The 26,240-nt window shown below is 60.5% G+C and carries 20 protein-coding genes and 1 riboswitch; of the genes, 10 read left to right on the top strand and 10 right to left on the bottom strand.

The window, feature by feature from the left end:
* The first annotated feature begins 16 nt into the window (after window positions 1-16).
* The gene (locus tag OHL14_RS10210) at window positions 17-1,216 is read left to right on the top strand and encodes a pyridoxal phosphate-dependent aminotransferase (protein WP_317890410.1); all 1,200 of its coding nucleotides are present in this window, start codon (window positions 17-19) and stop codon (window positions 1,214-1,216) included.
* A 32-nt stretch (window positions 1,217-1,248) separates the two neighbouring features.
* A complete protein-coding gene (locus tag OHL14_RS10205) occupies window positions 1,249-3,054 on the top strand; it encodes a DUF255 domain-containing protein (protein WP_263379240.1) in 1,806 nt (601 codons plus the stop codon).
* A 2-nt stretch (window positions 3,055-3,056) separates the two neighbouring features.
* Here the strand turns inward: OHL14_RS10205 and OHL14_RS10200 are convergent, their stop codons facing one another.
* The gene (locus OHL14_RS10200; protein WP_263379239.1) at window positions 3,057-3,338 is read right to left on the bottom strand and encodes a MoaD/ThiS family protein; all 282 of its coding nucleotides are present in this window, start codon (window positions 3,336-3,338) and stop codon (window positions 3,057-3,059) included.
* A gap of 82 nt (window positions 3,339-3,420) precedes the next feature.
* Window positions 3,421-4,722 carry a threonine synthase gene (gene thrC / locus OHL14_RS10195; RefSeq protein ID WP_263379238.1) on the bottom strand — a complete coding sequence of 434 codons (1,302 nt, stop codon included), beginning with the start codon at window positions 4,720-4,722 and terminating at the stop codon, window positions 3,421-3,423.
* A gap of 128 nt (window positions 4,723-4,850) precedes the next feature.
* Window positions 4,851-4,956, bottom strand: a riboswitch (SAM riboswitch).
* A gap of 197 nt (window positions 4,957-5,153) precedes the next feature.
* Between thrC and OHL14_RS10190 the strand changes: the two genes are divergently transcribed.
* From OHL14_RS10190 to OHL14_RS10170, 5 genes are all read left to right on the top strand, one after another.
* Window positions 5,154-5,903 (top strand): ABC transporter ATP-binding protein, encoded by a 750-nt coding sequence (locus tag OHL14_RS10190; protein ID WP_263379237.1) that lies wholly within the window; start codon window positions 5,154-5,156, stop codon window positions 5,901-5,903.
* On the top strand, window positions 5,900-6,409 hold the full coding sequence (ybaK, locus tag OHL14_RS10185) for a Cys-tRNA(Pro) deacylase (protein WP_263379236.1): 510 nt from the start codon (window positions 5,900-5,902) through the stop codon (window positions 6,407-6,409). The genes OHL14_RS10190 and ybaK overlap by 4 nt, the downstream gene beginning before the upstream one ends.
* Window positions 6,406-7,086, top strand: coding sequence for a heme exporter protein CcmB (locus OHL14_RS10180; RefSeq protein WP_263379235.1), 681 nt, complete (start codon window positions 6,406-6,408; stop codon window positions 7,084-7,086). Before ybaK ends, OHL14_RS10180 begins: the two co-directional genes overlap by 4 nt.
* Before the next feature lie 54 nt (window positions 7,087-7,140).
* Window positions 7,141-7,893: a cytochrome c biogenesis protein gene (locus tag OHL14_RS10175; protein ID WP_263379234.1), complete on the top strand. Its 753-nt coding sequence runs from the start codon at window positions 7,141-7,143 to the stop codon at window positions 7,891-7,893.
* Between the two features lie 162 nt (window positions 7,894-8,055).
* Window positions 8,056-9,303, top strand: coding sequence for a beta-propeller fold lactonase family protein (locus OHL14_RS10170; protein ID WP_263379233.1), 1,248 nt, complete (start codon window positions 8,056-8,058; stop codon window positions 9,301-9,303).
* Between the two features lie 9 nt (window positions 9,304-9,312).
* On the opposite strand, the gene OHL14_RS10165 is transcribed toward OHL14_RS10170, so the two are convergent.
* The 6 genes from OHL14_RS10165 to OHL14_RS10140 form a co-directional block, all read right to left on the bottom strand.
* Window positions 9,313-10,296, bottom strand: a complete 984-nt coding sequence (locus OHL14_RS10165) for a YihY/virulence factor BrkB family protein (protein WP_263379232.1) — start codon at window positions 10,294-10,296, stop codon at window positions 9,313-9,315.
* 9 nt (window positions 10,297-10,305) lie between these two features.
* Window positions 10,306-11,454, bottom strand: a complete 1,149-nt coding sequence (gene queG / locus OHL14_RS10160) for a tRNA epoxyqueuosine(34) reductase QueG (RefSeq protein WP_263379231.1) — start codon at window positions 11,452-11,454, stop codon at window positions 10,306-10,308.
* Window positions 11,455-11,569: 115 nt separating this feature from the next.
* The gene (locus OHL14_RS10155) at window positions 11,570-12,982 is read right to left on the bottom strand and encodes an L-fucose/L-arabinose isomerase family protein (RefSeq protein ID WP_263379230.1); all 1,413 of its coding nucleotides are present in this window, start codon (window positions 12,980-12,982) and stop codon (window positions 11,570-11,572) included.
* A 27-nt stretch (window positions 12,983-13,009) separates the two neighbouring features.
* Window positions 13,010-13,252, bottom strand: coding sequence for a hypothetical protein (locus OHL14_RS10150; RefSeq protein WP_263379229.1), 243 nt, complete (start codon window positions 13,250-13,252; stop codon window positions 13,010-13,012).
* A 43-nt stretch (window positions 13,253-13,295) separates the two neighbouring features.
* Window positions 13,296-15,044: a sodium:solute symporter family protein gene (locus OHL14_RS10145; protein ID WP_263379228.1), complete on the bottom strand. Its 1,749-nt coding sequence runs from the start codon at window positions 15,042-15,044 to the stop codon at window positions 13,296-13,298.
* Between the two features lie 141 nt (window positions 15,045-15,185).
* Window positions 15,186-17,294, bottom strand: a complete 2,109-nt coding sequence (locus tag OHL14_RS10140) for a beta-galactosidase (protein WP_263379227.1) — start codon at window positions 17,292-17,294, stop codon at window positions 15,186-15,188.
* 140 nt (window positions 17,295-17,434) lie between these two features.
* On the opposite strand from OHL14_RS10140, the gene OHL14_RS10135 reads away from it, so the two are divergent.
* Window positions 17,435-19,690, top strand: coding sequence for a beta-glucosidase (locus OHL14_RS10135; RefSeq protein WP_263379226.1), 2,256 nt, complete (start codon window positions 17,435-17,437; stop codon window positions 19,688-19,690).
* Window positions 19,691-19,799: 109 nt separating this feature from the next.
* Here the strand turns inward: OHL14_RS10135 and OHL14_RS10130 are convergent, their stop codons facing one another.
* Window positions 19,800-20,873: an aldose epimerase family protein gene (locus OHL14_RS10130; RefSeq protein ID WP_317890409.1), complete on the bottom strand. Its 1,074-nt coding sequence runs from the start codon at window positions 20,871-20,873 to the stop codon at window positions 19,800-19,802.
* 274 nt (window positions 20,874-21,147) lie between these two features.
* Between OHL14_RS10130 and OHL14_RS10125 the strand changes: the two genes are divergently transcribed.
* Both OHL14_RS10125 and OHL14_RS10120 read left to right on the top strand, forming a co-directional pair.
* Entirely contained in the window at window positions 21,148-23,223 is a 2,076-nt protein-coding gene (locus OHL14_RS10125; protein ID WP_263379225.1) for a glycoside hydrolase family 88 protein, read from the top strand.
* A 25-nt stretch (window positions 23,224-23,248) separates the two neighbouring features.
* Complete coding sequence (locus OHL14_RS10120) at window positions 23,249-24,853, top strand: alpha-L-fucosidase (RefSeq protein ID WP_263379224.1); 1,605 nt, start codon at window positions 23,249-23,251, stop codon at window positions 24,851-24,853.
* Window positions 24,854-25,058: 205 nt separating this feature from the next.
* Here the strand turns inward: OHL14_RS10120 and recA are convergent, their stop codons facing one another.
* Complete coding sequence (recA, locus tag OHL14_RS10115) at window positions 25,059-26,147, bottom strand: recombinase RecA (RefSeq protein ID WP_317890408.1); 1,089 nt, start codon at window positions 26,145-26,147, stop codon at window positions 25,059-25,061.
* Between the last annotated feature and the right edge of the window lie 93 nt (window positions 26,148-26,240).

Genomic DNA, 26,240 nt, shown 5'->3' with positions numbered 1-26,240 from the left:
ATAGGCACCTTGATTTATGACTATGACGACAGCTATTGCCAGTAATCTTCGTGTGAGTGACCTTGCGCCCAATCAGGTGCAGTCGGAAATCCGCGCCATGAGCGTCGCGTGTGCCGCGGTCAACGGCATCAACCTTGCGCAGGGAGTCTGCGATACGGACACCCCGCATCCAGTTGTTGAGGCGGCGATTGAGGCGATCCATGCGGGGCACAACATCTACACCCGGGCGGATGGGATTGAATCGCTGCGAGAGGCGATTGCGCAGAAGTTTGCGCGCTTTAATCAGCTCGAGGTAGATCCCGATACACAGGTGCTGGTGACCAGCGGAGCGACGGGGGCGATGCAGGCGACCTGCATGGCGCTGCTGAACGCAGGGGATGAGTGCATCGTGTTCGAGCCGTTCTACGGCTATCACCTGAGCACGCTGCGGTCGATGCGAATTACGCCGGTAATTGTGCCGCTGGAGGCGCCGGAGTGGGCCTTCGACGCGGACAGACTGCGAACTGCGATTACGCCGCGGACACGGGCGATCATTCTGAACTCACCGTCGAATCCATCGGGTAAGGTGTTCTCGCAGAATGAACTGGAAGCACTTGCGGCGTTTGCGATCGAGCATGATCTGTTTGTGATTACCGACGAGATGTACGAATACTTCGTCTACGACGGCGTGGAGCATTTCAGCATAGCGCGGCTGCCGGGGATGGCGGAACGGACGATCACCATCTCTGGATTTTCGAAGACGTTTTCGGTGACGGGATGGCGGCTCGGGTATCTAGCAGCGAGCGAGCGCTGGATGCCAGCGATCAGCTACTTCCATGACCTGGTGTACGTGTGTGCGCCCGCTCCGCTGCAGCATGGCGTGACGACGGGGCTGCTCGCGCTACCGGGGGACTTCTATACGAGCGTGGCGGCGGATCATCAGAAGAAGCGTGACGTGTTGTGCGGGGCCCTGCGGACGGCTGGGCTGACGCCCTCGGTTCCGACTGGCGCGTACTACGTGCTGGCTGATACGAAGAATATTCCAGGTAAGGATGGACGCGAGCGAGCGAGACGCTTGTTGAAGGAGACGGGCGTAGCTGCCGTGGCGGGATCCGCGTTCTTTGGGAGTGATGCCAGCGGCGTGAATCGGGGCGAAGATCTTCTGCGGTTCTGCTTCGCGAAGAAGGACGCAGAACTGGCCGAGGCAGCGCAACGGATTGCGGCTTTCCGTATCTGACATCCAGAGAGGCTCAGGGGCTCGTACTCCTTATGATGAGACACCTCAAGAGACTCGGGTTGTGGATAACGCTGGCGGTTGCGGGCCCTGCGTGTCTCGCGCAGAAAACGGCTGTGAACGAGGCGTTGAAATGGCAGCCATGGTCGCAGGATGTCTTTACGCAGGCAAAGCAGCAGCACAAGTTTGTGCTACTCGATCTTGAAGCCGTGTGGTGCCACTGGTGCCACGTGATGGATGCCGAAACCTACAGCAACCCTGCGGTAATCAAGCTGTTGAATGACAAGTACCTGTTGATCCGCGTAGATCAGGATGCGCGACCGGACATCTCCAATCGCTACCAGGACTACGGCTGGCCAGCAACGGTGGTCTTTGCTGCGGATGGCAGCGAGATTGTGAAGCGGCAGGGATACATTGAGCCGAAGCAGATGGCTTCGATGCTGCGGGCGATCATCAAGGACCCATCGCCGGGGCCGAGCATCGAGAGAGAGACGCGGCTGCAGACAGCGGCGGATGCTACGATCTCCCCTGCTCTACTGGCTGTGGTGAAGAAGAACTTCGAAGCGCAGTACGACAAGCAAGAAGCTGGGTGGGCCTTCGGGCATAAGTACCTCGATGTGGATAGCTACCTGCTGGGGCTGAGGTTCGCGGCGGCTGGTGATGCGACGTACAAACAGCGCATGGCGCTGAGCCTAAAGCAGGGGCAGGCGCTCATTGATCCTGCATGGGGTGGGGCGTATCAATACTCGGTCGATGGGGTCTGGAATGAGCCTCATTTTGAGAAGCTGATCTTTATTCAAGACTCCTACCTGCGAGCGTATGCGCTGGCCTATGGGCAGACGCACGATGCTTCCCTGCTGGCGACGGCGCAGGCTGTACATAAATACGTGCGCAGGTTTCTAACCGATGAGGCGACAGGCGCGGTGTTTGTATCGCAGGATGCCGACCTGCATGACGATGGCACGGAGAATGCTCCCTACTTCGCGCTGAATGATGCTGGCCGCATGGCACAGGGCGTGCCGCGCGTAGACAAGCACGTGTATGCACGCGAGAACGGGTGGACGATTCAGGCGCTAGCTGAAATGTATGCAGTCAGCGGCGATGCGTCTGCGTTGAAGGATGCGCGCAGAGCCGCGGACTGGATCGTGATGCATCGCAGCCTTCCGGGCGGAGGCTATCGGCATGACGATCGTGACCCCGCCGGGCCGTATCTCGCTGACACGCTATCCATGGGGCAGGCGTTCCTCACACTGTACCTGGTCGATGGCGACCGGCGCGACCTGGATCGAGCGCAAGGAGCGGCAAGCTTTATCGCGGGACACTTCAAGCCGCTGGCTGCCGGGACAGGATTCATCACGTCAGCGACGGCGACCGATACGGCGTTCAAGCCCCACGCCGATCGCGAAGAGAATGTGGCGCTGGTGCAGTTTGCGTCTCTGCTGAGTGCGGCGAACGGCAATGATGGGGATCGCAAGCTCGCGGAAGAGGCGATGCGCTATCTCGCTGCTCCCAGCGTGGCGAAGCAGTGGCTATCGGCGGGTACGCTGCTGGCGCACGACGATCTGCAGACGGCACCGCTGCATGTCACGATTCTCGGCGGGAAGAACGATGCCGCCGCGATGGGCCTGCATACAGCTGCGCTGCGAGCATTCACGCAGCACGAGGTGATCGAGTGGCGCGATCCGAGCGATCCGCATCCGCTGCCGACGAGTGTGCAGTATCCGCAGCTACCGCGAGCGGCGATGTTTCTGTGTACGGCGACCTCTTGTTCCTCGCCTGTGTTCGATCCTGCCCAGGTAGCTGCGCGGGTCGCGCACGCGCAGCTACCTCAGCAGCACTAGATCTAGCGCGACCCGCCTGCGATAGAGGGGATCAGCATGACTTCGTCACCATCTTCAAAGGCGTGTGTGTCGCCGCCGAGGAAGCGGATGTCTTCATCGTTGACGTAGACGTTGATGAACTTGCGCAACTTGCCATGCTCATCCTTCACGTTCTCAGAGAGTGCGGGGAACTTTGCGTCGAACTCCGTGAGCAGCGCAGTGAGATTGGCTGCTTCGGAGTGGAAGGTCTTCTGTCCGTCGGTGTGGCGGGCGAGTGCGGTGGGGATGACTACTTTTACGCTCAAGGTCTTGCTCCTGCTTGTTCCGGGGCTAAAGCCCCTCCGTCTTTCAGGTGATTCCAAGGGTATGGCTAAAGCCATGCCCTATCTAAACCGTGGCGAGCTCTTCTTCAGCAGCGATTTCAGGGGTGCCGTCGAGCGAGCGGAGGTATTCGTCGAACGCGGCGAGCTTGGGCTTCACGGCTGGCTCAGCGATAAAGCGACCTTCGAGAGCATCCGTGGTCTTGAGGCCGTTGCCGGTGATGACCGTTACGGTGAGCTCATCGGGCGAGATGCGGCCGTGTGCGTAGAGCCGCGCAGTGACGGAGGTGGTGACGCCGCCAGCAGTCTCGGTGAAGATGCCTTCGGTCTCGGCAAGCTCCTGGATGCCGGAGACGATTTCGATGTCGGACACATCCTCAGCCCAGCCGCCTGTTTCCTGAATCATCTTGGCTGCAGCCGGGCCATCAGCGGGATTGCCGATAGCGAGCGAGCGGGCGATGGTGTTGGGCTTCTGCGGCTCAATGTAGTCCCAGCCATTTTTTACAGCCTGCGAGATCGGCGAGCAACCGGTAGCCTGCGCTCCGAAGAAGCGCACTTCTTTTGGCTCGACGAGGCCGAGCGCGATGAGCTCCTTGAAGGCCTTGCGGATCTTGCGAATCAGCGAGCCGCCGGCCATGGGGCAGACGATGTTGTCGGGGAGCTTCCAGCCAAGCTGTTCAGCGATCTCATAGCCCACGGTCTTCGAGCCTTCCGCGTAGTAGGGGCGGAGGTTTACGTTGACGAAGCCCCAGTTGTACTCATCGGCGATCTGCGTGCAAAGGCGGTTGACGTGGTCGTAGTTGCCGTCGATGCGCACGAGGCGCGCGCCGTAGACCTGCGTGTTGAGGATCTTCGCGGCTTCAAGATCGGCGGGCACGAGGATCGTGGCCTTGAGGCCGAGGCGAGCGGCCTGCGCGGCAACTGAGTTCGCGAGGTTGCCAGTCGAGGAGCAGCCGACCGTCGCAAATCCGAAGGCCTGCGCGTTGGCAAGGGCGACCGAGACGACGCGGTCCTTGAAGGAAAGCGTGGGGAAGCACACGGAGTCATTCTTGATGAAGAGATTGTTTGCACCGATGCGCTTGCCGAGGTTCTTCGCGCGTATGAGCGGCGTGAAGCCTACGGGAAGATCGGGCTGATAGCCGGCCGGAATGGGCAGCAGTTCCTTGTAACGCCAGATGTTTGCCGGGCCTGCGGCGATGGATTCACGGGTAAAGCGGCCACGGACGGACTCGAGGTCGTAGTGGACTTCGAGGGGAGCCAGGCAATCCTCGCACGCCGAAAGGGGGCGGTTGCCAAAGCTCTTGCCGCACTCGTTACAGCGCAGCTCATACACGGTTTGGGACAAGTTCTCAGAAACGGAAGACGCCATCGATCAACTCCGATGGTTGCGGGGTCCTGCTCTGTGAGAGCCACTCTCTAGTTGTCTGGGGGTCTCAGGATACGGAGAGTCACGCGGATGAGGCCTAGCCTGGATAGATACGGCTCTGCTTCCACTGAATCTCATGTACCCTGCGACTTCCAGGAGAGAGTTGACACCGGTACTGTGTTTTGTCCGGTTGTCGTGGCGTCACAGGGCTCGTCCCTCAACCACTCTGCATGAAATCCGACCCGCCGAAGCGAGAGGAATGGATTAACACTAGCACCGTTGATGGTGGGGTGCAAGAGAGAGCGGTATCGAGATGCGTCTACGCTCGTTCCTCCGGCACATCGCCACACAGAGGCAGAACGCGGAGGGCGCAGAGGTGACGCAAAGGGTCGCGAAGGATGGCCGCGAACTATACTTGCGGAAGAGTCCTTGGAATGATGACGGTTTCTGAGATGCGCGAAGAGGTGGCTGGTACCGATGCGGCGATAGCTGTGCGGCTGCACCGTGTGTCGAAGCTATATGGAAGCTTCGTGGCGCTGCGCAATGTTTCGCTCACCTTGCCCGCAGGCAGCAGCGTGGTGTTGCTGGGCGAAAACGGCGCAGGCAAATCGACGGTGCTGAAGCTGGTGTCCGGGCTGGCATCACCCACCTATGGTGGGGTGACCGTATTTGGAGAACGGCCACAGAGCCAGCGTGGCGCCATCGGAACCATGGGCCATGCAACGATGCTGTACGACGAGCTGACGGCTATGGAGAACCTTACCTACTTCGCGCAGATGAATGGCCTGGGCGAGAGCCGCAGCGAACTTGAGCATATAGCTGCCAGCGCGATGCGCGAGGTTGGGCTTGACCCTGCACTGACGCGCCACGTGAGCGAGTTTTCGCAAGGAATGCGGCAGCGCGCCTCACTCGCTCGTGTGCTGATGGCGAAGCCCCAACTGCTGCTGCTGGACGAGCCGTTCTCGAACCTCGATATCGGTTCGGCGCGCGGGATGGTCGAGCGATTGATTGCATACTTGTCAGAGCCGGGAGAAGACGGCTTGGCTCGGACGCTGCTGCTGACGACGCACCAGCACGAACTGGCGCGGCCGCTGGCAAAAACAACCGTGACGTTAAGTGGTGGGCAGATATCTTTGATCGAAGGCGACGATGCCGTCGTTGCGGGCACAGAGGTAACGGCATGAGCCACGCGAAGGTAAGCAAGACGAACGCGGCGCGACTGCTGGATGGACTCGGCATCACCTACGAACTGCGAGCGTACGAGGTCGACCCCGACGATCTGACGGCTATTAGCGTGGCTCGCAAGATTGGACTGCCATCGGAACAGGTCTTCAAGACGCTACTGACGAAGACCTCTGACAACGAACATGTATTTGGCGTGGTGCCGGGCGATGCAGAGCTTGACCTGAAGAAGCTCGCCGCAGCCGCTGGAGCACGCAAAGTCGAGATGGCATCGCTGAAAGACGTTGAGCCGCTGACCGGGTACATTCGCGGTGGCGTGACGGTGCTCGCTGCAAAAAAGCCCTTCCCTGCTTTCGCGGACGAGACGATCGAGCTATTCGATGTGATCTCGATCTCAGCAGGACAACGTGGATTGCAGCTGCTCATGTCGCCGGCCGACTATCTCCGCGCAGTCTCTTCTGCGGGCGAAGCGACACTCGCAGACATCACCAAATCGGTGACCGCATGAGCTACGCGAGCATCGTGTGGGGGCATCTGCGCAAGGATCTGCGGCTGGAGTTACGCACCAAGGACTCCATCAACGGGATGCTGTTCTTTTCCCTGCTCGTAGTGGTGGTGTTCGCGCTGGCCTTCGACCCAACGTCGTTCCCGACGATTGCCCGGCAGATCAGCGGTGGTCTGATGTGCGTGGCCGTACTGTTTGCTTCGATGACGGCGCTCAACCAGAGCTGGGCGCGCGAGCTGAACAACCATGTGCTCGACGCGCATCGACTCTCACCTTCCCCGGCGTCGGCACTTTTCGTCGGCAAGGCGATTGCGAACTTTCTATCAGTGATGGTGGTGGAGCTGGTGCTCGCCCCAGTGTTCATTATCTTTTACAACCTGCACCCGCTGGGCGATAGCTGGAAGCTCCTGCTGATTCTGCCGTTGGGCACATGGTCGCTCGTAGTGAACGGCACGTTCTTTGCCGCACTGAGCCTGCGCACGCGCAATCGCGAGACACTGCTGCCGCTGGTATTACTGCCCATTACGATGCCTTCGCTGCTGGCCATGATCCAAGCGACGACGGCGGTGCTCACCGGCGACTTCGAACCCACGCTATGGCTTAAGGTTTTGGTGGCGTATGTGGTTGTGTTTACAACCATATGCGTTCTGCTCTTCGAAACAATTCTGAACGCCGATTAGCGGACTTTTGCGACGCAGGTGTCGCACCTAAAGCGATAAAATCGAGGTATCGTGATGAACGCTTCCAGTACGAATGCCCGGCCGAACGGGTCCCTGCCCGTATGGGCTTACCTCTATATCGCAGCGACGCTGGCGGTGATGGCGATTGGCTTTGATAAGGCGATGACCGCGCCGACCGAAGCGACGATGGGCAACCTGTATCGAGTCTTCTTCTACCACCTGCCGCACGCGATCCTTAGCTTTATTCCGCCCTACCTGAACTGCATCGCGTCGCTGCTCTACCTCTACTGGCGTAGCCGCAACATCGAGCGGGCACAGGCCGCAGATGCGTTCGCGCTGGCCTCGGCTGAGATCACCGTACTGTACGCGAGCATTGGCCTGGCCACCGGTTCGCTGTGGGGACGTGCAGCGTGGGGCATCTGGTGGGCGTGGGATGCGCGCATGACCACCTATCTGCTGCTGTGGCTGCTGTACGTGAGCTACGTGCTCTTGCGCCGCTTCGCCGCGCCGGGACAGACCGCGATCATCTCAGCCGTACTCGGCATCTTTGCTGCGGTGGACGTGCCCATCTGCTACATGTCGATCCATTGGTGGCGCACGCAGCATCCAGCGCCGGTGTTTGGCGGCGGCGCAGATTCGGGCATCGATCCCAGCATGTATCCGGCCGTTCTTTGGAATATGCTCGCCTGGGCTATGTGGGGTGGGCTCGTGCTTGGCATTCGATATGTGATCGAACGCAGACGACAGCAAAAGGCAGCAGCCATCGCGCTCGGCTTTCTGGGCAACGAACCGCAGGAGGCACTATGATTCCCTTCCATACGCTCTCGCAACGGCACCTGGTCTACGCATATGTCGCGGTGTTCGTGCTGCAGTTTGGCTACGCGGCATGGCTGATGGTCGCGTGGCGCAAGTCCAAGCAGTAACGACAACGTTGCATAGGCGACAGTTCCTCCCTACACTCCATTAAGCGTGTCCAAAGCATTTCCTATCTTCGTCTCTCGCCCACGAGCCTTCGCAGGCGCGGCGCTTTTGCTGCCTGCGCTGCTGGGCGGCTGTCACCGCTATCGTTTCCCTGTGTACCCCGCTAGCTATCACGAATTCGCTTACGTCTCGGATGGCGCGGATAACACCGTGACGGTGTTAGACCTGGTGTATCTGCGCCGCGACCGCACATTGCCCGTGGGTCGTCAGCCTACGGGCATGGCCGTGAATCCGGTGCGCAACGAGGTCTACGTCGCGAACATGGGCAGCGATTCCGTGTCGGTGATTGATGCGGAGAAGAACGAAGTCGTGCGGACCATCGGCGTCCATCGCACGCCTTACTCGATCGATGTCGCGCCCGATGGCAAGCGCGCTTACGTGGCAAACTCGGGTTCGAATACGGTCAGTGTTCTGGATCTGGATACGCGCCGCGAGATCAGCGTCAGCGCAACGGGCGAGGCACCGGGCGTGGTGAGGGTCTCCCCGGACAACCGTACGCTCGTGGTGAGCAATCGCGTGGCTGGCAGCATCTCGGTCTATACGATTCATGCAGAGGACTCAGCGCGACCGCTGGAACTGCGCGAGGCATTCTCGGGCTGCAAAGGCGCGACCGATGTTTCGGTCATTCCGAACTCGGCGCAGGACCTCGACTCGGGTTCGAAGGCTTTTGTCGCATGCTCCGGCGCGCACAATGTGATGGTAGTGTGGCTGGCGGCGACAGCAGACTCGTGGCGCGGCAAGCAGGATGCCACCCTACAACACGACCAGATGCTCTGCCTGCTGGACGTAGGCAAGACACCGACACATCTTGCGGTGAAGCCCGACGGCGGCGAAGTATTTTCGACGAACTTCGATTCCGACAGCATCTCCGAGATCGACACGTGGAACAACAACGTGAGCGGCACCTACGTAGTCGGCTCCAAGCCGTCGCGCGCCGTGATCAGCCAGGACAATTCGAGCGTGTGGGTCACAGACTTCGGTTCGGACTCTGCGACCTTGTACTCCATCGACGATGGCCGCCCAGAGGCAAGCGTTCACACGGGATCAAAGCCGGATGCGCTCGCGTTCTCTGCCGATGAGCACCTGTTGCTGGTGGCAGATTCTGGTTCGGCGGACGTGTCGGTGATACGCATGCAGGCGCAGAATGGACCAGCACTATTCACGCTGCTGCCGGGCGGCGGTCAACCGAACGACATCGTCGTAAAGTCTTTCCACGCGAAGCTGCCGAGCCGGTAGAACAAACAATTAGGATTCAGACTCGCGTTCCAGGTCAGCCTTGCGCGTCTCGCGCAGGGCTTGGCGCGTCGCTGAGACATAGGCACCTCCGAGCAGCAACAGGCCGGAGATGAAAGCCCACATCATGAGCCCTACAGACACCTCGAACGGCCCGTATACCGAACGGAAATCGAGCTTCGGCAGCGCGAGGATGTAGAGATACTTCGCGACCTCCCACAGGATACCCATGACGATCGCCGTGGGGAGCACCGCGCGTGCAGGGATCTTCCGATTAGGCAGTCCCCAGTAGATGAGGAAGAAAAGACCCACGCTGGCGATGCCCGCGCAGATCTTCAGGAAGCTGTTGCCAATAAAGGTGAAGAAGATATTGTTCGTATGCCCCATGAACAGCAGCGCCAGCACGCTGCGTTGCGCGGCAGAGAGAGCGACGGAGGCCATCGCCAGCAACGCCACTCCCAGCGCAAGTCCGAGCGATACGATCTGGTTCATGAGGTACGAGCGGTTCTTAGTGACGCCCCAGACGCTGTTGAGTGCGACCTCCAGCGGAAGGAAAACACCCGTGGTCGTCACTAGCAACATCACTACGGAGAAGATGCGCGTCTGCGTATGCGCGAAGGCAAGGACGCGCATGTTGCGCATCACGAAGTCCTGATTATTCGGCAGGAAGTTCGACATCATCTGGCCGACCACATCAACCATGCGCGTGGAATGGAACACACGCTGCGAAATCGTCAGCAGCAGCACGATAAACGGGAACAGCGAAAGAATGACCTGCGCAGCCACCGAGAAAGCATAGGTGTGGACCTCGGTGCGCGCCATGTAATGCGCAAGCGCCTTGACCTGCTCGAAGGTGCCGCTGGTGGGTACCGGCCGCGCCGGGGAAGCGACCAGACTCGGCGATATCGCTTCCTTACCCGACTCGACGGAGGAGGTCACCACGACGGCGGTTTCGCGAGAATCGTTTGGAGAGAGGCGGCTCTCTTCGACTGACATACGGATAGTTTACTTGTCGGCGGCGCGAAGGCGCGCAGCCGCCCATGCAGCCGCTTCGGCAAGCGTAGGATCCTCGCCAGCGGCCCAGCCATCGAGCTTTGGCAGAAACTTAGCCTCGCCGCTGTTGCCCATGGCAATGGCGACGTTGCGGCGAAAGAACTTACGCCGCGAGGTTTGGCGCCGCGTGCGTTCGACCGGCGACCCTCGGAAGACGCGGGTAAACTCTGGGCCTTCAAGTGAGGCGAGCCATTCCAGTGACGGATTGATGAGGTCCTGCCGCGGTGGCAGAGCACTGCTTGTCTTGATCGGCGCCCTGCGGTTCCAAGGGCAGACGTCCTGGCAGATATCGCAGCCGAAGACCTGCCGCCCCATCGGCTCTCGAAGTTCTTCGGGAATGCTTCCCTTCTTCTCGATAGTCAGGTACGCAATGCAGCGGGTGGCGTCCATTTGGCGATGACCGTCGAGACCGGGAGGGATCAACGCATCCGTGGGGCAGGCGTCGATGCAACGGGTGCAACTGCCACAGCGGTCTGCGGCAGGCAAGCTTGCGGATGCAGTCTCGAGTTCAAGCGAGGTCACAATCACGCCGAGCAGCAGCCATGAGCCTTGCTGCTGGTTGATTACGCAGGTATTCTTGCCAATCCACCCGATGCCCGCACGCGTGGCATAGCCGCGTTCGAGGATAGGGCCAGTATCGACGTAGCAGTTGGTGTCACACTCGAAGCGCTGTTTGAGTCGCGCTTCAAGCGTGCGCAGCTGTTTTAGCAGTACATCGTGGTAGTCGCTGCCTGCGTTGCCATTCGCGTTCGGCTCACGACCACTCCACGCATAACGCGCGACCCAGCCGGTGTCCTTCGCGGCTGGCGCGATGGACAGCGGCGTCTTCGAGCTGTAGTTCACCGCACACGTGATGACAGATCGCGCCCATGGAATCGCGCGGCGGAGATCCCCCCGCACTAGCTGCCCCGCGTCATCCTCACGCTTGAGATACTCCATCTCGCCAGCGTGACCAGCGGAAATCCATGCAGAGAAGCGCTCGTTGGTAGCGGCGTGCTCTTCGCTCGCCTCCGTCGGCACAGCAGCAATACCCGCAAGATCGAAGCCAACGCCAAGCGACTGCTGCTCGATCCAATTACGGTCTGTGGAGGTGAGAGTCATCCTTCGCCATCATCTCACTACGCGGAGTGGAGGCGCGACCGCTACTTGCTGCGCAAAAGGAAACGGCGTATTCGCAAGATGTCTCCTGCGAACACGCCGTACCTGCTTGTCTACTCTACTCGTGGCGATGCATCGACCAGCCGAGATACTTGCTCGCGGCCTCTTCGACAGCGCCAGCCACGTTCGCGAAGTTGGCTGCAACGTGGTGCTCGAAACCATTCTCGCAGATGTAGCGGAGCAGCTTCTGCATGTTGGGAATCTCGACCACGCCAGCGCCACCAAAGGTGTTCAGCGGGTCGTTGGTAAAGCGCCCTTCGCCGACATAGCCGGTGATGCGGCCGCCAAAGTCATCAGTTGAGAAGCGCGCAAAACTCATCGCTCCCGCCTTCACCGTGCCGTCGAGTGTGCCGTGCGTGTTTTCCTTGCCGACCGTGCCCGCGATGATCAATTGGTAGTCCATCTTCACGCCTTCGTTGAAGAAGTGCTTCGGCAGGTTCGAGCAGTGGAAGCAGACGGCCTTATTCGGGTCGTCGCCGTAGTTGTTGTTCCAGTCCAGCAGCGCCGACGGCGTCTCGCTCGCAAGCGTCAGCGCGTACATCGAGAGTGTCCCAAGCACATCGACCTCACACGCAGAAGGAATCAGCTGCTCGCTCATCATCGACATCACCGTGCATGGCACAATGCCGAGGTACTCTTCAATCGAGGTCCAGCACTGCACAGCCGAAACCGTCAGCTCTGACGCCGTCATCCAGCCATCGATCACCGCGCCGAGCTTCGCCATCTTCATCAGCGCCGCTTCTGGCGTTTGTCCCACAGGGATGTACTTCTTGATCGCCGCGAGCTTGGCCTGCGCTGCGTCGTCATTGTCCTTCATGCGGTCGATGCGGCCCATCACCTCGGAGAGATCGAGCGTCTCGACAGTGATGCCGCTGCGCTCGAGTAGCTTCTCGGAATAACGCACAGTGTTGAACGCCGTGGGCCGAGCTCCGATGGCTCCGAAGCGCACATTGCGCAGCCCTCGCACGATGCGACAGACCGCAGAAAACTGTGCGAGATCGGTCTTGAACTCATCCGAATCCGGCGCCTCGGTGTGCAGCGTGGTCAGCGTGTACGGAATGCCGTACTGCTTGAGGTTATTGCAGATCGACATCTTGCCGCAGAAGCTGTCGCGGCGAAAGGCAATCCCCATCTTGCCGGCGTGATCGGGCGTTGCCTGGATCAGCACGGGCACATTCAAATTCGCGAGTCGGATGGCATCGGCCAGACCGCGCTCTTCGCCGAAGTTCGGCAGCGTGATGATGATGCCGTCGATCTCGTTTGCGTGCTTCTTGAAGAGCTCGGCGCACTTCTTCGCCTCGGCGTATGTCTCAACCGCGCCGTACGCGCTCTCTTCGGGGGTAAGCACGATCGGCTTGATGCCCGCAGCTTCAAGCGCTGCAATGATCTCGCGGCGACCGCTCTCGGCAAGGTGGCTGGGGAAGAAGCCGCGATTACCGACGATTACTCCCATGGTCATTTGTCTGGCCATTTGAATCTCCTGTTTCTGTGGTGATGGTTAGGGCTTGGTTGCATCGCCGGAGTGCGGGCGAAAGCGCAGCGTATAGAAACCGCCGAAGAGAGTGAGCAGCATTCCCCACCAAAACGTGGGATGAAGCTGGTTGAGCACGGTGTTGGCCTCGTGGTGGGCGAACCACTCCCACGCGCCGTAGGGCAGCAGCACCACGCCGTACGCGAGTGTCATGATGCCGACAAAGAACCAAATGGAGAGCATCTCTCCGCGTCCTGTTCCTTCTGCCATGGTAAAACTCCCTCTCACGCCAGCGCATGAGCGTTTGAAGATTTTAGAAGAAGAGTAAGTTCAATCCGATGAATACGACCGCAACGACGCAGGCCCAGAAGACCGGCTTCTGGAAAAGTCCAACTGATCCGTCGTGCGGAATCACCGTGGCGCCGTAGACGAGCCCATCGAGTTCTGCATCGGTCTTCGGCTTTGTCATATAGCTCACGATGACGGTGACAAACACACAGATCAGCCAGCTCCACAGCGCGCGGAACATGTTCTCCGCCTGCGGCTGCGCGTAGGGCGACAGCGCAATGTGTGCCAGCGCCTGTGCCTTATGCGCAGCGGTGCCGGTGCTCGTGTAGATGAACATGCTGATAGACGAAACCGTACCCGCCAGCAGGCCGAGGAAGCCGCCGGTGCCCGTAGCTCGCTTCCACAACATGCCAAGAATGACCGTGCCAAACAGCGGCGCAATGAAGAAGCTGAACAGCGCCTGCACGTAGTCCATGATGGACGCCGCGTTCATCACGAGATAGGCAGTTGCGATCGAGACCAGCATACCAACTACTGTCGACCAACGTCCCATCGCAACGTAGTGCCTGTCCGGAGCGTTCTTCTTGATGTAGGCACCGTAGATGTCGTAGGTCCACACGGTCGAGAACGCCGAGACGTTACCCGCCATACCCGACATGAAGCCCGCCACCAGCGCCGTGATGCCAAGACCCAGCAGACCTGGGCCGCAGTAGCGAATCAGCATCAGCGGCAACACCTGATCGTACGAGTGCAGCGCAGGATTGCCCTTCGCAATGTCTGCGGGGACCAGGTGGAACAGCGGATGACCATCTTGCATCAGGCCGAGGCAGATGAGCCCTGGGAGAATGACGATCAGCGGCACCGCCATCTTGAAGGCAGCACCGATAACTGGAGCCATCTTCGCTGCACGCAGGTTGTTCGCCGACAGCACGCGCTGGACTACAAGGAAATCGGTCGTCCAGTAACCGAAGCTGACAATGGCACCAAGTCCGAAGATGATGCCGAACCAGTTGATGCCCATCGGGTTGTCCTGAAAATGCCCGAGCGTGGACCAGAGGTGTGTATAGCTGCTGTTGCCGACGTTGATGGCAATGTTGGCCTTTAGGTTTGTCCAGCCGCCTGCCTCAATCAGGCCGAGGATCGGGATCAGCGCCGCGCCCGCCCAGATCAGAATGAACTGCAGCACCTCGTTGATGATGGCCGAACGCAGTCCGCCGAGCATGACGTAGACCGCGACCGTCGCCGCGCCCACCCAGATCGAGAAGGTCATGTTCCAGCCGAGCACCGTCTGCATCACGACAGCCATGGCGTACATATTCACGCCCGACATCAAGATGGTCATCAGGCCAAAGCTGACGGCCGAAAGCCCGCGTGCCGCTTCGCCGAAGCGCAGCTGCAGGTAGCCGGGCACCGAGTGAGTCTTCGAGATGTAATAGAACGGCATCATCACAATGCCGAGGAACAGCATCGCGGGGATCGCGCCGATCCAGTACCAGTGCATCGCGAGGATGCCGTACTGGTAGGCCGACCCGGCCCAGCCCATCAGCTCCAGCGAGCCGAGGTTCGCCGAGACGAAGCTGAGGCCTGCAATCCAGGCCGACATCTCGCGGCCCGCAAGGAAGAACTCTTCGCTGGTGTTGGTCGAGCCCTTCACATAAAAGCCGATGAAGATCACGACGGCGAAGTAGAGAACGAGGATCAGGATGTCGACCGGAGCGAGATGCGTGAGCTGTCCGCTGAGGGTAAACAGGGCGAGAAGCGAGGCTGGGTTCATAGAGTGCGCGTCACCGGCTTGAGATGTTTCGAAAGCGTGCTGCTTCGAGAGTTACAGGCATGAAACCGTTTACCTGACATAGAGACTGTACTATCAAACGACCATCTTTGGCAGCAGGCGAAAGCCGCTGCCGCCGGGTTTCTATCGCGCAGGCAAACTTCGTTGCAGGATCGTCACATCGTACTGTCCGAGCGACACCGACCGCGTCTCGCCGCCCTTCAATACATCGGTAAACGAACCGGGCAGAGCGACCTGCTGACCCTTCTCTCCAAAGTTGATCAGAATCCACACCTCGTGGTCGCCATTGTCGCGAACGTACAGGTCGACGCCCTCGGGCAGCGCCCCAAACTCCGGCTTCACCTCGCTCTTGGTCAGCATCCAGCGCACCGCAGAGTTCAGCGTCTCGCCATCGAGCGCCGCCCCGATGTAGGTTATGCTTCCCTTGCCCACATCATGCGTGATCACCGCAGGCTGACCGTCAAGCCAGCCGTTGCTCTTGCCGTAGCGCATCAGCACCTTGGTCGCGGGATCGGTCGTGGAAAGCTGCTCCGCCCACACGGTCGTCGCTTCAGATCCGAACTCGCCCGTAACCGGCACCGGCTTGTCGAGCGCGTAAAACTGCTCTACGCGCCCACCCAATAGAGCGGCGAAGGGGCCGGGCTGCCGTTCGGGCTGCAGGCCGTTATCTTCGTTCTTCATCGCCGACCGCTGACCGAAGACGAGATGTCCGCCGTGCCGCACATAGTCGAGCAGGTTCTTTGCGGTCTCCGGCGTGATGACGTTGAGCGCAGGAGCCACGACCAGCTTGTACTGCGACAGAGGCGCCGTCGGGCTGACGATGTCCACCGAGTGCGCCTGCGCACGGAGAGCTCCGTAGTAGGTGACGAGGTTCGCGACCGGATCAAACGCCTTGTTGTGGCGCTGCCAGTTGATCGCCCAGCGGCTGTCATAGCTGTGCAGAATGGCAACCTCGGAATGCACGGAGGTGCCCTTCAGCGCCGGCCCCGCCTTGGCGAACTCCTTGCCCACCTGCGCGACCTCCGCATACAGCGGCACCGGCGTGCCATCGGCACCTACGAGCGTGCCGTGATACTCCTCCTGCCCGTTCAGCGCGCTGCGCCACTGCCAGTAACTGACCGCGTCGGCACCGTGACCGATGTCGTGCCACGCCATCGCGCGGACCGCACCCTTATTTAGCGCGTTATTGTCAGGCGACCAGTTCACAAAGCCGGGCTGCGTCTCCATCACCCAGAAGTTCTTGCGCAGAAATCCGCGCGTCAGGTCATGCGCGGCACCGTTGCGAACAGGATCCAGCTGGCCTGTGCCAACGTAGTCATCCCAGGAGGCCAGGTCGAGGTCCTGCGAGACGGTGTAGTGATCGTAGGCGTCGAAGAAGCCCATCATATTCGTCGTAATGAACTGCCTTTTGTCCGCATTCGCTCGAATCACATCGAGCTGGTTCTTCTGGTAGCTGCGCCACGTATCGCTCACAAACCGGCGCCAGCTGAGTAGCAGCCCGGGGTTGCCGTACGTCGTCTCGATCGGAATCTGGCTCCAGTCGGAGTATGTCTCGCTCCAGTAACTCGTCGTCCATCGAGTGTTCAAATTATCGAGCGTGCCGTAGCGCTGATGCACCCAATCCTGAAACTGCTTCTTCGCAATCGGACTCTCCGACTCATTCGCATACTCGTTGTCGATCTGCCAGCCGATGACATTCGGATCATGGCCAAAGCGCTTCGCCATCTGCTCGGCCACGGCCCGGGCCAGCACCCGATACTTCGGATCGGCCCAGTCGAACTGCTGGCGATTGCCGTGCTCATCACGTCGGCCATCTTCCATTACGCGCAGCGTCTCCGGGTACTTGGTCGTCAGCCACGCAGGCGGAGCTGCGCTGGGCGTGCCCAGCACCACGGCAATGTGATGTTTCTCAGCCGCCCGCACGGCATGATCCAGCCAGTCCAGGTCATATTTACCTTCGCTCGGCTCTATCCGGCTCCATGCAAACTCGCCGATGCGAACGAAACGCACATGAGCGTCCTCCATCAGCTTCAGGTCGGCATCCCAACGGGCCTCAGGCCACTGCTCCGGGTACCATGCCGTGCCCAGGTACAGCGGTGGCTGCGCTTCGGGCTGCTGCGCGAGAGAACGCAAGTGCGGAGCGAAGGCAAAGGTCGCAGCGAAGGCAAACAACATCGAGCGGGACAGCAAGGAGCGGCGCAGCAGGGTAGGCATCATCAGGGTCCGTTGCATTGGGATTACGTCACCCGTATTGAAGCCCCTGGCGATAGGTTTAGGCAAGTCTTATGCCGGGCTGCTATAGTTTTGCGGAACCGTTTCGCACCTCAGATAAACGATTAACCACGCAGCATTCCAGCCAAAGGAATCTTCCTATGAACGTCCTCCGCCCCGCCTCCGCTTTCTCGCTTTGCATGGCCGCTTTACTCACGCTGCAAAGCCCCGCCCAAAAGCCGACCGCTGCCTCGGTAAGGCCGACGGAGATGAACACCTCGAAGCCCGACATCAAAAAACAGCCGTGGCTGAACCCCGCGCTCGACCCGGACCAGCGCGCCGACCTCATCGTCCATGAGATGACGCTCGATGAGAAGATCCAGCTGGTCCACGGCGACGGCTGGGGCGTCCTCCGTGTTGGTGCAGAGGTAGCGCCCGGCCATAACGGAGGCGCAGGCTTCGTTCCCGGCATTCCAAGGCTCGGGCTACCCGACATCAACCTCGCTGACTCCGCAGTAGGCGCCCGCATGGCTGCCCGCGAGAGCCGCTATGCCACGCTGCTCCCTTCCGTCATCGGCATGGCCTCCAGCTGGGACCCCGAAGCAGCGCGGCTCTACGGGTCTGTGATCGGCAGAGAGTTGCGTGATCAGGGATACAACATGTCCATCGGCGGAGGCATGGACCTCATCCGCGAACCTCGCAACGGTCGCAACTTCGAGTACGCCAGCGAAGACCCTATCCTCTCCGGCATCATGGTCGGCCAGCTCGCCATGGGCGTGCAGGACAACCACATCATGGGCGACATCAAGCACTACGTCCTCAACGACCAGGAGACCGGCCGCAACACCCTCAACGCCATCCTCGACAAACGCTCCATGCAGGAAACCGATCTGCTCTCCTTCCAGATCGGCATCAAGATGGCCAAGCCCGCCGGCGTGATGTGCAGCTACAACCGTGTGAACGGCGACTACGCCTGCGAGAACAACTACACGCTAAACGAAGTCCTGAAGCGCGACTGGGGCTTCAAAGGCTTCGTCCTCTCCGACTGGGAAGGCACGCACAGCACCGAAAAGGCCGCCCTCGCTGGACTCGATATGGAGCAACCCGGAACCAACTGGTTCGGCGAAGGCCTGAAGAAGGCCGTCGTCGAAGGCCGCGTACCGCAGACACGGCTTGACGACATGGTTCACCGCATCGTGCGCAGCATGTTTGCAACCGGCGTCGTGGACGAGCCGCCCGTACGCCGCGTCGTCGATCCATTCCGCGGACGCGACGATGCGCAGCACATCGAAGAAGAGAGCATCGTCCTCCTCAAGAACGCAGACAACATCCTGCCGCTCGCTCCAGGGCAGATCAAGAGCATCGCGATTATCGGCGACCATGCCGACAGCGGCGTGCTCTCCGGCGGCGGCTCCGCGCAGGTGGATGCTCCGGGTGGTCGTCCCGGCGGCTCTGCCTGGGGAACGCCAGTGTACTTTCCTTCCTCGCCTCTGAAGTACGTTAAAGAACATGCAGGCGCAACCGCGGAGATCAGCTTCGATGCTGGCACCGATCCCAAGGCAGCCGCCAAACTGGCCAAGTCGGCGCAGGTTGCCATCGTTTTCGTCACGCAGTGGATGAGCGAGGGCAAGGACAATGCCACGCTGAGTCTCCCCAACAATCAGGATGTTCTGGTCGCAAACGTCGCCGCAGCCAACCCCAATACGATCGTCGTACTCGAAACAGGCGGACCTGTCTCCATGCCGTGGGCAAACAACGTCAAGGGCATCGTCGAGACGTGGTATCCCGGCATCGGCGGCGCGCAGGCCATCGCCAACGTGCTCTTCGGCACAGTGAACGCCACCGGCAAACTACCCGTCACCTTTGCAGCCACCGAGTCCGACCTGCCACATCCGCAGGTGCCCGGCCTCACCGCAGACACGCGCAACAATGGCATGAGCGGCAACGCAGGCCGTCGCCAGCCGCACGACTTCCCCGTCGACTACAACGTCGAAGGCATGATGGTCGGCTACAAGTGGTTCCAGGCCAAGGACAAGCAGCCGCTTTTCCCCTTCGGCTACGGCCTCAGCTACACCACATATGCCTACTCCGGCCTCAAGCTCGATCGCGCCGCAAAAAGCGCGACCTTCGCAGTCAAGAACACCGGCACGCGCGATGGCGTCGAGATCGCGCAGGTGTACGTGACGCTGCCCAATGCAGCAGGCGAACCCTTCCGCAAGCTCGTCGGCTGGAAGCGCCTCGCTCTCGCGGCAGGCGCAGAGCAAACGGTCACCGTCGACATCGATCCGCTCTACCTGGAGATCTTCGACACCGAGAAGAACGACTGGCAGCGGCTCGCAGGCGACTACCGGTTCGAAGTCGGCGGCTCATCGGCAGAGCTGCCACTGCATGAGGCCGTAACCTTGAGCTCGCGTTAGCTTCGGCATACACCAGCTTTGAACGCGAAGAACGCCAAGGAGAACGCAAAGGCCGCCACGGAATCCGTGGCGGCCTTTGCCTTTTATCCTTTGGGTTCTGAGCTGGTGCTTACTTCTGCACGCCAAACGTAAACACCGTCTCCGAGTGCATCGTCTCGCCCGGCTTCAGCAGCGTCGAAGGAAAGTTCGGATGGTTAGGGCTGTCTGGAAAGTGCTGCGTCTCCAGGCAGAAGCCGAAGTGCTTCTCATACTTCTTGCCGGAAACACCGGTATACAGCCCGGCAAGGAAGTTACCAGAGTAGAACTGCACCCCCGGCTGCGTCGTCGTCACCGTCAGCGTGCGTCCGCTGGACGGATCGACGACCTTCGCCGCCAGATGCAGCCCTGTGCCCTTCGCATCCAGCACCCAGTTATGGTCGTAGCCGCCCGCAAGCTTCAGCTGCTCGTTGTCATCGTTGATGCGCTTACCGATAGCCGTCGACTTCAGGAAGTCCAGCGGCGTGCCCACCACCGTCGGCGTCGTGCCCAGCGGAATCAGCCCGGCATCGACAGGCGTGTAATGGCTCCCGGCGATCATGATCTCCTGGTCGAGAATTGTGCCGGTCCCCTCGCCTGCAAGGTTGAAGTAGGCATGGTTCGTCAGGTTCACCACGGTCGGCTTCGTCGTCGTCGCGCTGTAGTTGATCTTCAGCGCATCGCCTTCGAGCGTGTACTTCACATGGGCCGTCAGCTCGCCGGGAAAGCCCATGTCGCCATCCGGACTCACCAGCGTGAACTCGACGCCGCCCGGGATTTCGCGGGCCGTCCAAACCTTGCGGTCGAAGCCCGTGGTGCCGCCATGCAACGCGTTGCCATTGTTGTTCAGCGGAATGTGATATTCGTGCCCATCGATAGAGAACGTGCCCTTGCTGATGCGGTTACCGTAGCGTCCCACCACCGAGCCGACATAGGTATCCTTGTCCGCCTCATACCCTGCCACGCTGTCATAGCCAAGGGCAACATCGGTCTTCTTGCCGTTACGGTCAGGAGCCTCGATGCTAATGATTCGTGCGCCATAGGTTGCGACCTTTACCGTCAGGTCCTTGCTGGTAAGCGTGTAGACATCCACCGGCTTGCCATCCGCCGTACTTCCCCAGGCGGCCTTTGTCACCGCCCCATGTGCTGCTGCTGAACCTGCTGCCAAAATGATTGCTCCTGTGACGGAATAGAAAAGCGTGGATAGAGATGCGCGAGACAACTTCATAGTTTCTCCGGATGCAAACGTTTACCGAACGAAAGTTATCCTAGCGTATCCGATAGAGAACTCGCACTCTCCAGTTCACTGCGCGGCCAAACTCCACTACAAGACTCATTTGAAATAGTTTGCTATTTGACATTCCTTGTCTGCACTTCTTACAGTTTCCCTGCCGCCCGATCTTTCCGTCATCACGTGCTGGCGTGCCTTTCAAGGAGATATCATGAGTTTTCGAAGCACCTCCCAGCTTCTTGCGCTTGGCACCTGGACAGTGCTCGCATCCAGCGCGCTGGCGCAGACCGCGCCTGCTAAGCCGAACTTTCCGCTGCCGAATGCGACGCAGCAGGCTGGCATCAACAAGGACAACGGTCGGCACTTCGGAGACTCCCCCGCGGACGGTGGCCCGCTCGCTGACGCCTCTCCTTCGACAGCCCTTTCGCCCGCAGTCACGGTTGCGGCCATCGACAAGGTCACAAAGAAGGTCGCCGACTGGCAGCTCGCCCGCTCGCAGCCTTACTGGGATCAGATCTGGACCTCCAGCGTCATGTACTCCGGCTTCATGGCTGTCTCCGACGCCACCGGTGACCCGAAGTACCGCGATGCGATGGCCGACATGGCCAAGGGCTTCCACTACACCCTGCGCAACAAGATCGCCAACGCCGACGACCAGAGCATCGGGCAGACCTACCTCGAGCTCTACCTCGAAGGCGGCAAGAAAGACCCCGACCTCATTACGCCACTGCGCGAAAACATGGACTCCGTCATCGACCTGCCCACGCTCAAGCCGGGCGACTCCAAGATTCCCTGGTGGTGGTGCGATGCCCTGTTCATGGCGCCGCCCGTCTGGGCACGTATGTACGCCGCGACCGGTGAGCACAAGTACATCGACTACCTCAACCTCAACTGGCAGCGCAGCTACGACCTGCTCTGGGATAAGGACGCTCACCTCTACGCGCGCGATGCCACCTTCGTCGGCAAGCTCGGCCCCACGGGCAAGAAAATCTTCTGGTCGCGAGGCGAAGGCTGGGTACTCGGCGGTCTGGCCCGCACCCTTCAATACCTGCCCAAGGACGATCTGCGTCGTCCCTTTTATATCCAGAACATGAAGGAAATGGCAGCCGCACTCGCCAAGCTGCAGGAAACCAAGGGCGATGCCGCCGGTCTATGGCACTCTAGCCTGCTCGATCCCGAAGACTTCCCTCTGCCTGAAAACTCTGGCTCCGCGCTAATCGTCTTTGGCATGGCCTACGGCGTGAATGAAGGAATCCTCGACCGCGCCACCTACATGCCGGTGATCGAGAAGGGCTGGGCGGGTCTGCTCCACCACATCTACGCTGATGGCCGCCTCGGAGACATCCAGCAGACCGGCGCAGAGCCGACCCCCTACTATCCGACCTCCAGCTACAACTACGGCGTAGGCGGCTTCATGCTCGCCGGAGCCGAGCTGCATCGGATGGCTACGATGGGAGCGCAGACAGCCGGACATCCCGATCAGGCAGCCGTCACAGACCCCTCCGTCTATGCGAAGATACACCTGCCCTCGCCCGCCAACCCCAGGCTGCGCAACCTCATCCTCGTCGGCGACTCCACCGTGCGCAACGGCAACGGCGACGGTGCGCACAACCAGATGGGCTGGGGCGACGAACTCGCTCCCTACTTCGACACCAGCAAGATCAACGTCGTGAACCGCGCCATCGGTGGCCGCAGTTCGCGCACCTACATCACCGAAGGCCACTGGGGCGAAACACTGAAGCTCATCAAGCGCGGCGACGTCGTGCTCTTTCAGTTCGGCCATAATGACGACGGCCCCTACGACGATCCAGCCCGCGCCCGCGGCAGCATCCACGGCGTCGGCGACGAGACCGCCGAGATCGAAAACCCCATCCAGCATCGCCACGAAACCGTCCACACCTTCGGCTGGTACATGAACAAGTACGTCGAAGACACCAAGGCGGCTGGCGGCATCCCCATCATCTGCTCACTGATCCCGCGCAAGACCTGGAAGGACGGCCACATCGTCCGCCAGACCGACACCTACCGCGGGTGGGCCAAGGCCATCGCCGACCGCGATCACGTCGGTTATATCGACCTCAACGAGATCATCGCCCGCAAGTACGACGCCCTCGGCGAAGCCGCCGTCGAACCCCTCTTCGGCGACCCCCACACCCACACCAGCGCCGCCGGAGCCATCCTCAACGCCGAAAGCGTAGTTGAAGGTTTGAAAGCCCTCCCCAAAGACCCCGTCGCCAAAGATTTTTCCGCCAAAGGCAAAGCGATCAAGCCCTACAAGGCAAACTAAGCGAGCACCCACCACCGAGGCAGTGATGACCATCCAGAAACTCGGCGCTACGGCAGGCCTCTCCCGCCGACGCTTCCTCCACAGCGCCGCAGCCACCGCCGCAGCCGCCGCGATCCATCCCCTCGCCTTCGCCCAGACCGGAGCCCCCGCGGGCGCTCCCGACGCCTACGCCAAACCCAAGCCTCTGCCCGCAGGCCCCTACCAGCCCACCTGGGAGTCCCTCCGCGACCACTACCGCGTCCCAACCTGGTTCAACGAGGCCAAGTTCGGCATCTTCATCCATTGGGGCCTCTACTCCATTCCTGCGCACATCAACGAGTGGTACGAGCGCCACATGTATACCACCGACTCAGCCTGGCACACCCAGCACTACGGCCCGCCCGACAAGTTCGGCTACAAAGACTTCATCCCACTCTTCACCGCAAAGAGATATCAGCCCGCCGACTGGGCCGATCTCTTCGCCCGCTCCGGCGCAAAATACGTCGTCCCCGTCGCCGAGCACCACGACGGCTTCGCCATGTACGACAGCGACCTCACTCCTTGGTGCGCTGGCAAGATGGGCCCGAAGCGCGACCTCATGGGCGAGCTCGCCAAAGCCGTCCGTGCAAAAAACCTCATCTTCGGCTGCTCCAGCCATCGCATGGAGCACGACGCCTTCGCCTACCCCGCCCCCGGCGTCCCCAACGACGAGGTCGACCCGAAGTACGCAGGCTTTTACGGGCCGCCTATCCAGGGCGAGTTTAATAACTCCAACGCCTCGCCAGCCTTTCAGGCCGACTGGCTCGCGCGTGTGCAGGAGCTCGTCGACAAATATCAGCCACAGCTCATCTACTTCGACAACGGCGTCAACACCCGCGCCTATGACGACGTAAAGCTCCGCGCCGCCGCGTACTTCTACAACCGCGCCACCGAGTGGCACAAGGAAGTCACCCTCGCCACCAAGGACGAGGCCTACCTCTTCGGCACCGTCAAAGACTTCGAAAAGCAGCAGCGCTCCCCTCTCTGGATCTACAGCGGCGGCTGGCAGTGCGACGACGCCATCGGCAGCACCTGGGGTTACACCGACGGCATGACCGTTCGGTCCGCCAACAGCATCCTTCGCGAACTCATCGAGATGGCCAGCATGGGCGGCAACCTCCTGCTCAACATCTCTCCCATGGGAGATGGCTCCATCCCCGACGTTCAGCAGAAAGCCCTGCTCGAAATCGGCGAGTGGCTCAAGCTGAATGGCGAAGCCATCTACGGCTCACACCCGTGGATTCGCATGGGCGAAGGCCCTCTTATCCCCAACGAAGCCCCCGGCAACTGGAAGGGCGGCTCCACCGCGATCGAGGGCCCCCGCATCCAGTCTCCCCACACGCCCGCTCCCACCGAAGCCGATTTCCGCTTCACGACCGCCAGGGGCAATCTCTACGCCTTCGGCTACGTATTTCCGGCCCAGCACGCGAAGCTCGTCAGCCTTCGCTCCGGAGCCGCCAGGGTCGAGCGCGTCACACTGCCTGGCTCTTCTGCTCCTCTCAAGTTCCAGCAAACGCCTGAGGCCCTTGTCATCACGCTCCCTGCAAACTCCCAGCCTTCATCTCTGCCCTACGTCCTTCGCATCGAAGGCTCCACGCCTCTAGGAAGCTGAGGAACCTCTAATTTGAAGGCACGTACGCTTAATTTGGAGCCACGTACGGTAGGTCACGGCTTCAGTCGTGACAATAGGCGTTGCTAAATCGACGCGGCTTTAGCCGCTGAGGTACGTTTACGGGCCTTGATCCAAGTCCACCAGACACGAGAAAGCCGTGAAGGATAACCCCTCACGGCCTTGTTCGCAGGCAAATCAATCTCGTTTAGTTAGCAGGAGCAGCCGCGCCGCGACGTGGCTTCACAGCCTCCGCAGCCTTCTCGCCACCATCTTCTGGAGCCGCCGGAATCTCCGCAATATCCGAAGCCGTAATACCCAGCTTCTTGCGCAGCTCCACATCCATGCGAGCGGTCACAGATTTGTTCTCCTTCAGGAAGGTGCGAACGTTCTCACGACCCTGCCCAATGCGCTCGCCCTGGTAGCTATACCACGCACCCGACTTGTCCACAATGTTATGCAATACGGACAGATCGAGCAGATCGCCTTCCTTGGAGATGCCTTCGCCATACATAATGTCGAACTCGGCATCGCGGAACGGCGCCGCTACCTTGTTCTTCACGATCTTGACCTTGGTACGCGAGCCGACGACGACGTCGCCCTCCTTCACCGCACCAATACGGCGGATGTCGATGCGCACCGACGAGTAGAACTTCAGAGCCTTGCCGCCGGTCGTCGTCTCCGGGTTTCCAAACATGACGCCGATCTTGTCACGAATCTGGTTGATGAAGATCAGGCAGGTACGCGACTTTGCAACCGTGCCGGTCAGCTTGCGCAGCGCCTGCGACATCAAACGCGCCTGCAGGCCCATGTGGCTGTCGCCCATCTCGCCGTCAAGCTCCGCCTTCGGCACCAGCGCAGCGACCGAATCGACCACCAGCACGTCCACAGCGTTCGTGCGAACCAGCGCCTCCACAATCTCCAACGCCTGCTCGCCGTAATCCGGCTGCGACACCAGCAGATTGTCGGTATCGACGCCCAGCTTCTTCGCATAGGCCGGATCAAGTGCGTGCTCAGCATCGACGAACGCTGCCAGCCCGCCCGCCTTTTGTGCCTCGGCAATCACTTGCAGGGTGATGGTCGTCTTACCCGAAGATTCCGGTCCAAAGATCTCCACCACACGTCCGCGCGGGAAGCCACCCACCCCGAGTGCGGCATCGAACGAAATCGAGCCCGTCGAGATCACAGCGATCGGCTCAACCGCCTTCGATCCGAGCCGCATGATCGACCCCTTGCCAAACTGTTTCTCGAGCTGCGAGAGTGCGCTTTCAATGGCCTTGCTGCGATCGTCTGCCACGTAGATGTCTCCTCGGCGGTGTGCCTGATAGAACCAGAGTCTAGCACCACCCCTCCCCAAAAAGCAAAATAAAAGCGAAAGTGTCTGTGCAGA

It is taken from the genome of Granulicella paludicola (assembly GCF_025685545.1).
Classification (GTDB): domain Bacteria; phylum Acidobacteriota; class Terriglobia; order Terriglobales; family Acidobacteriaceae; genus Granulicella; species Granulicella paludicola.
Note: the sequence above shows the minus strand (reverse complement) of the source record. Positions and strands in the feature narration are given on the sequence as shown.

Excerpts from the sequence above, each read along its gene's own strand:
- OHL14_RS10125 (WP_263379225.1), top strand. The coding sequence starts at position 21,148 with ATGAGTTTTCGAAGCACCTCCCAGCTTCTTGCGCTTGGCACCTGGACA.
- OHL14_RS10210 (WP_317890410.1), top strand. The coding sequence starts at position 17 with ATGACTATGACGACAGCTATTGCCAGTAATCTTCGTGTGAGTGACCTT.
- OHL14_RS10165 (WP_263379232.1), bottom strand. The coding sequence starts at position 10,296 with ATGTCAGTCGAAGAGAGCCGCCTCTCTCCAAACGATTCTCGCGAAACC.
- ybaK (WP_263379236.1), top strand. The coding sequence starts at position 5,900 with ATGAGCCACGCGAAGGTAAGCAAGACGAACGCGGCGCGACTGCTGGAT.
- OHL14_RS10120 (WP_263379224.1), top strand. The coding sequence starts at position 23,249 with ATGACCATCCAGAAACTCGGCGCTACGGCAGGCCTCTCCCGCCGACGC.
- OHL14_RS10155 (WP_263379230.1), bottom strand. The coding sequence starts at position 12,982 with ATGGCCAGACAAATGACCATGGGAGTAATCGTCGGTAATCGCGGCTTC.
- OHL14_RS10150 (WP_263379229.1), bottom strand. The coding sequence starts at position 13,252 with ATGGCAGAAGGAACAGGACGCGGAGAGATGCTCTCCATTTGGTTCTTT.
- OHL14_RS10140 (WP_263379227.1), bottom strand. The coding sequence starts at position 17,294 with ATGCAACGGACCCTGATGATGCCTACCCTGCTGCGCCGCTCCTTGCTG.
- queG (WP_263379231.1), bottom strand. The coding sequence starts at position 11,454 with ATGACTCTCACCTCCACAGACCGTAATTGGATCGAGCAGCAGTCGCTT.
- OHL14_RS10175 (WP_263379234.1), top strand. The coding sequence starts at position 7,141 with ATGAACGCTTCCAGTACGAATGCCCGGCCGAACGGGTCCCTGCCCGTA.
- OHL14_RS10205 (WP_263379240.1), top strand. The coding sequence starts at position 1,249 with ATGATGAGACACCTCAAGAGACTCGGGTTGTGGATAACGCTGGCGGTT.
- OHL14_RS10135 (WP_263379226.1), top strand. The coding sequence starts at position 17,435 with ATGAACGTCCTCCGCCCCGCCTCCGCTTTCTCGCTTTGCATGGCCGCT.
- OHL14_RS10190 (WP_263379237.1), top strand. The coding sequence starts at position 5,154 with ATGATGACGGTTTCTGAGATGCGCGAAGAGGTGGCTGGTACCGATGCG.
- thrC (WP_263379238.1), bottom strand. The coding sequence starts at position 4,722 with ATGGCGTCTTCCGTTTCTGAGAACTTGTCCCAAACCGTGTATGAGCTG.
- OHL14_RS10180 (WP_263379235.1), top strand. The coding sequence starts at position 6,406 with ATGAGCTACGCGAGCATCGTGTGGGGGCATCTGCGCAAGGATCTGCGG.
- OHL14_RS10145 (WP_263379228.1), bottom strand. The coding sequence starts at position 15,044 with ATGAACCCAGCCTCGCTTCTCGCCCTGTTTACCCTCAGCGGACAGCTC.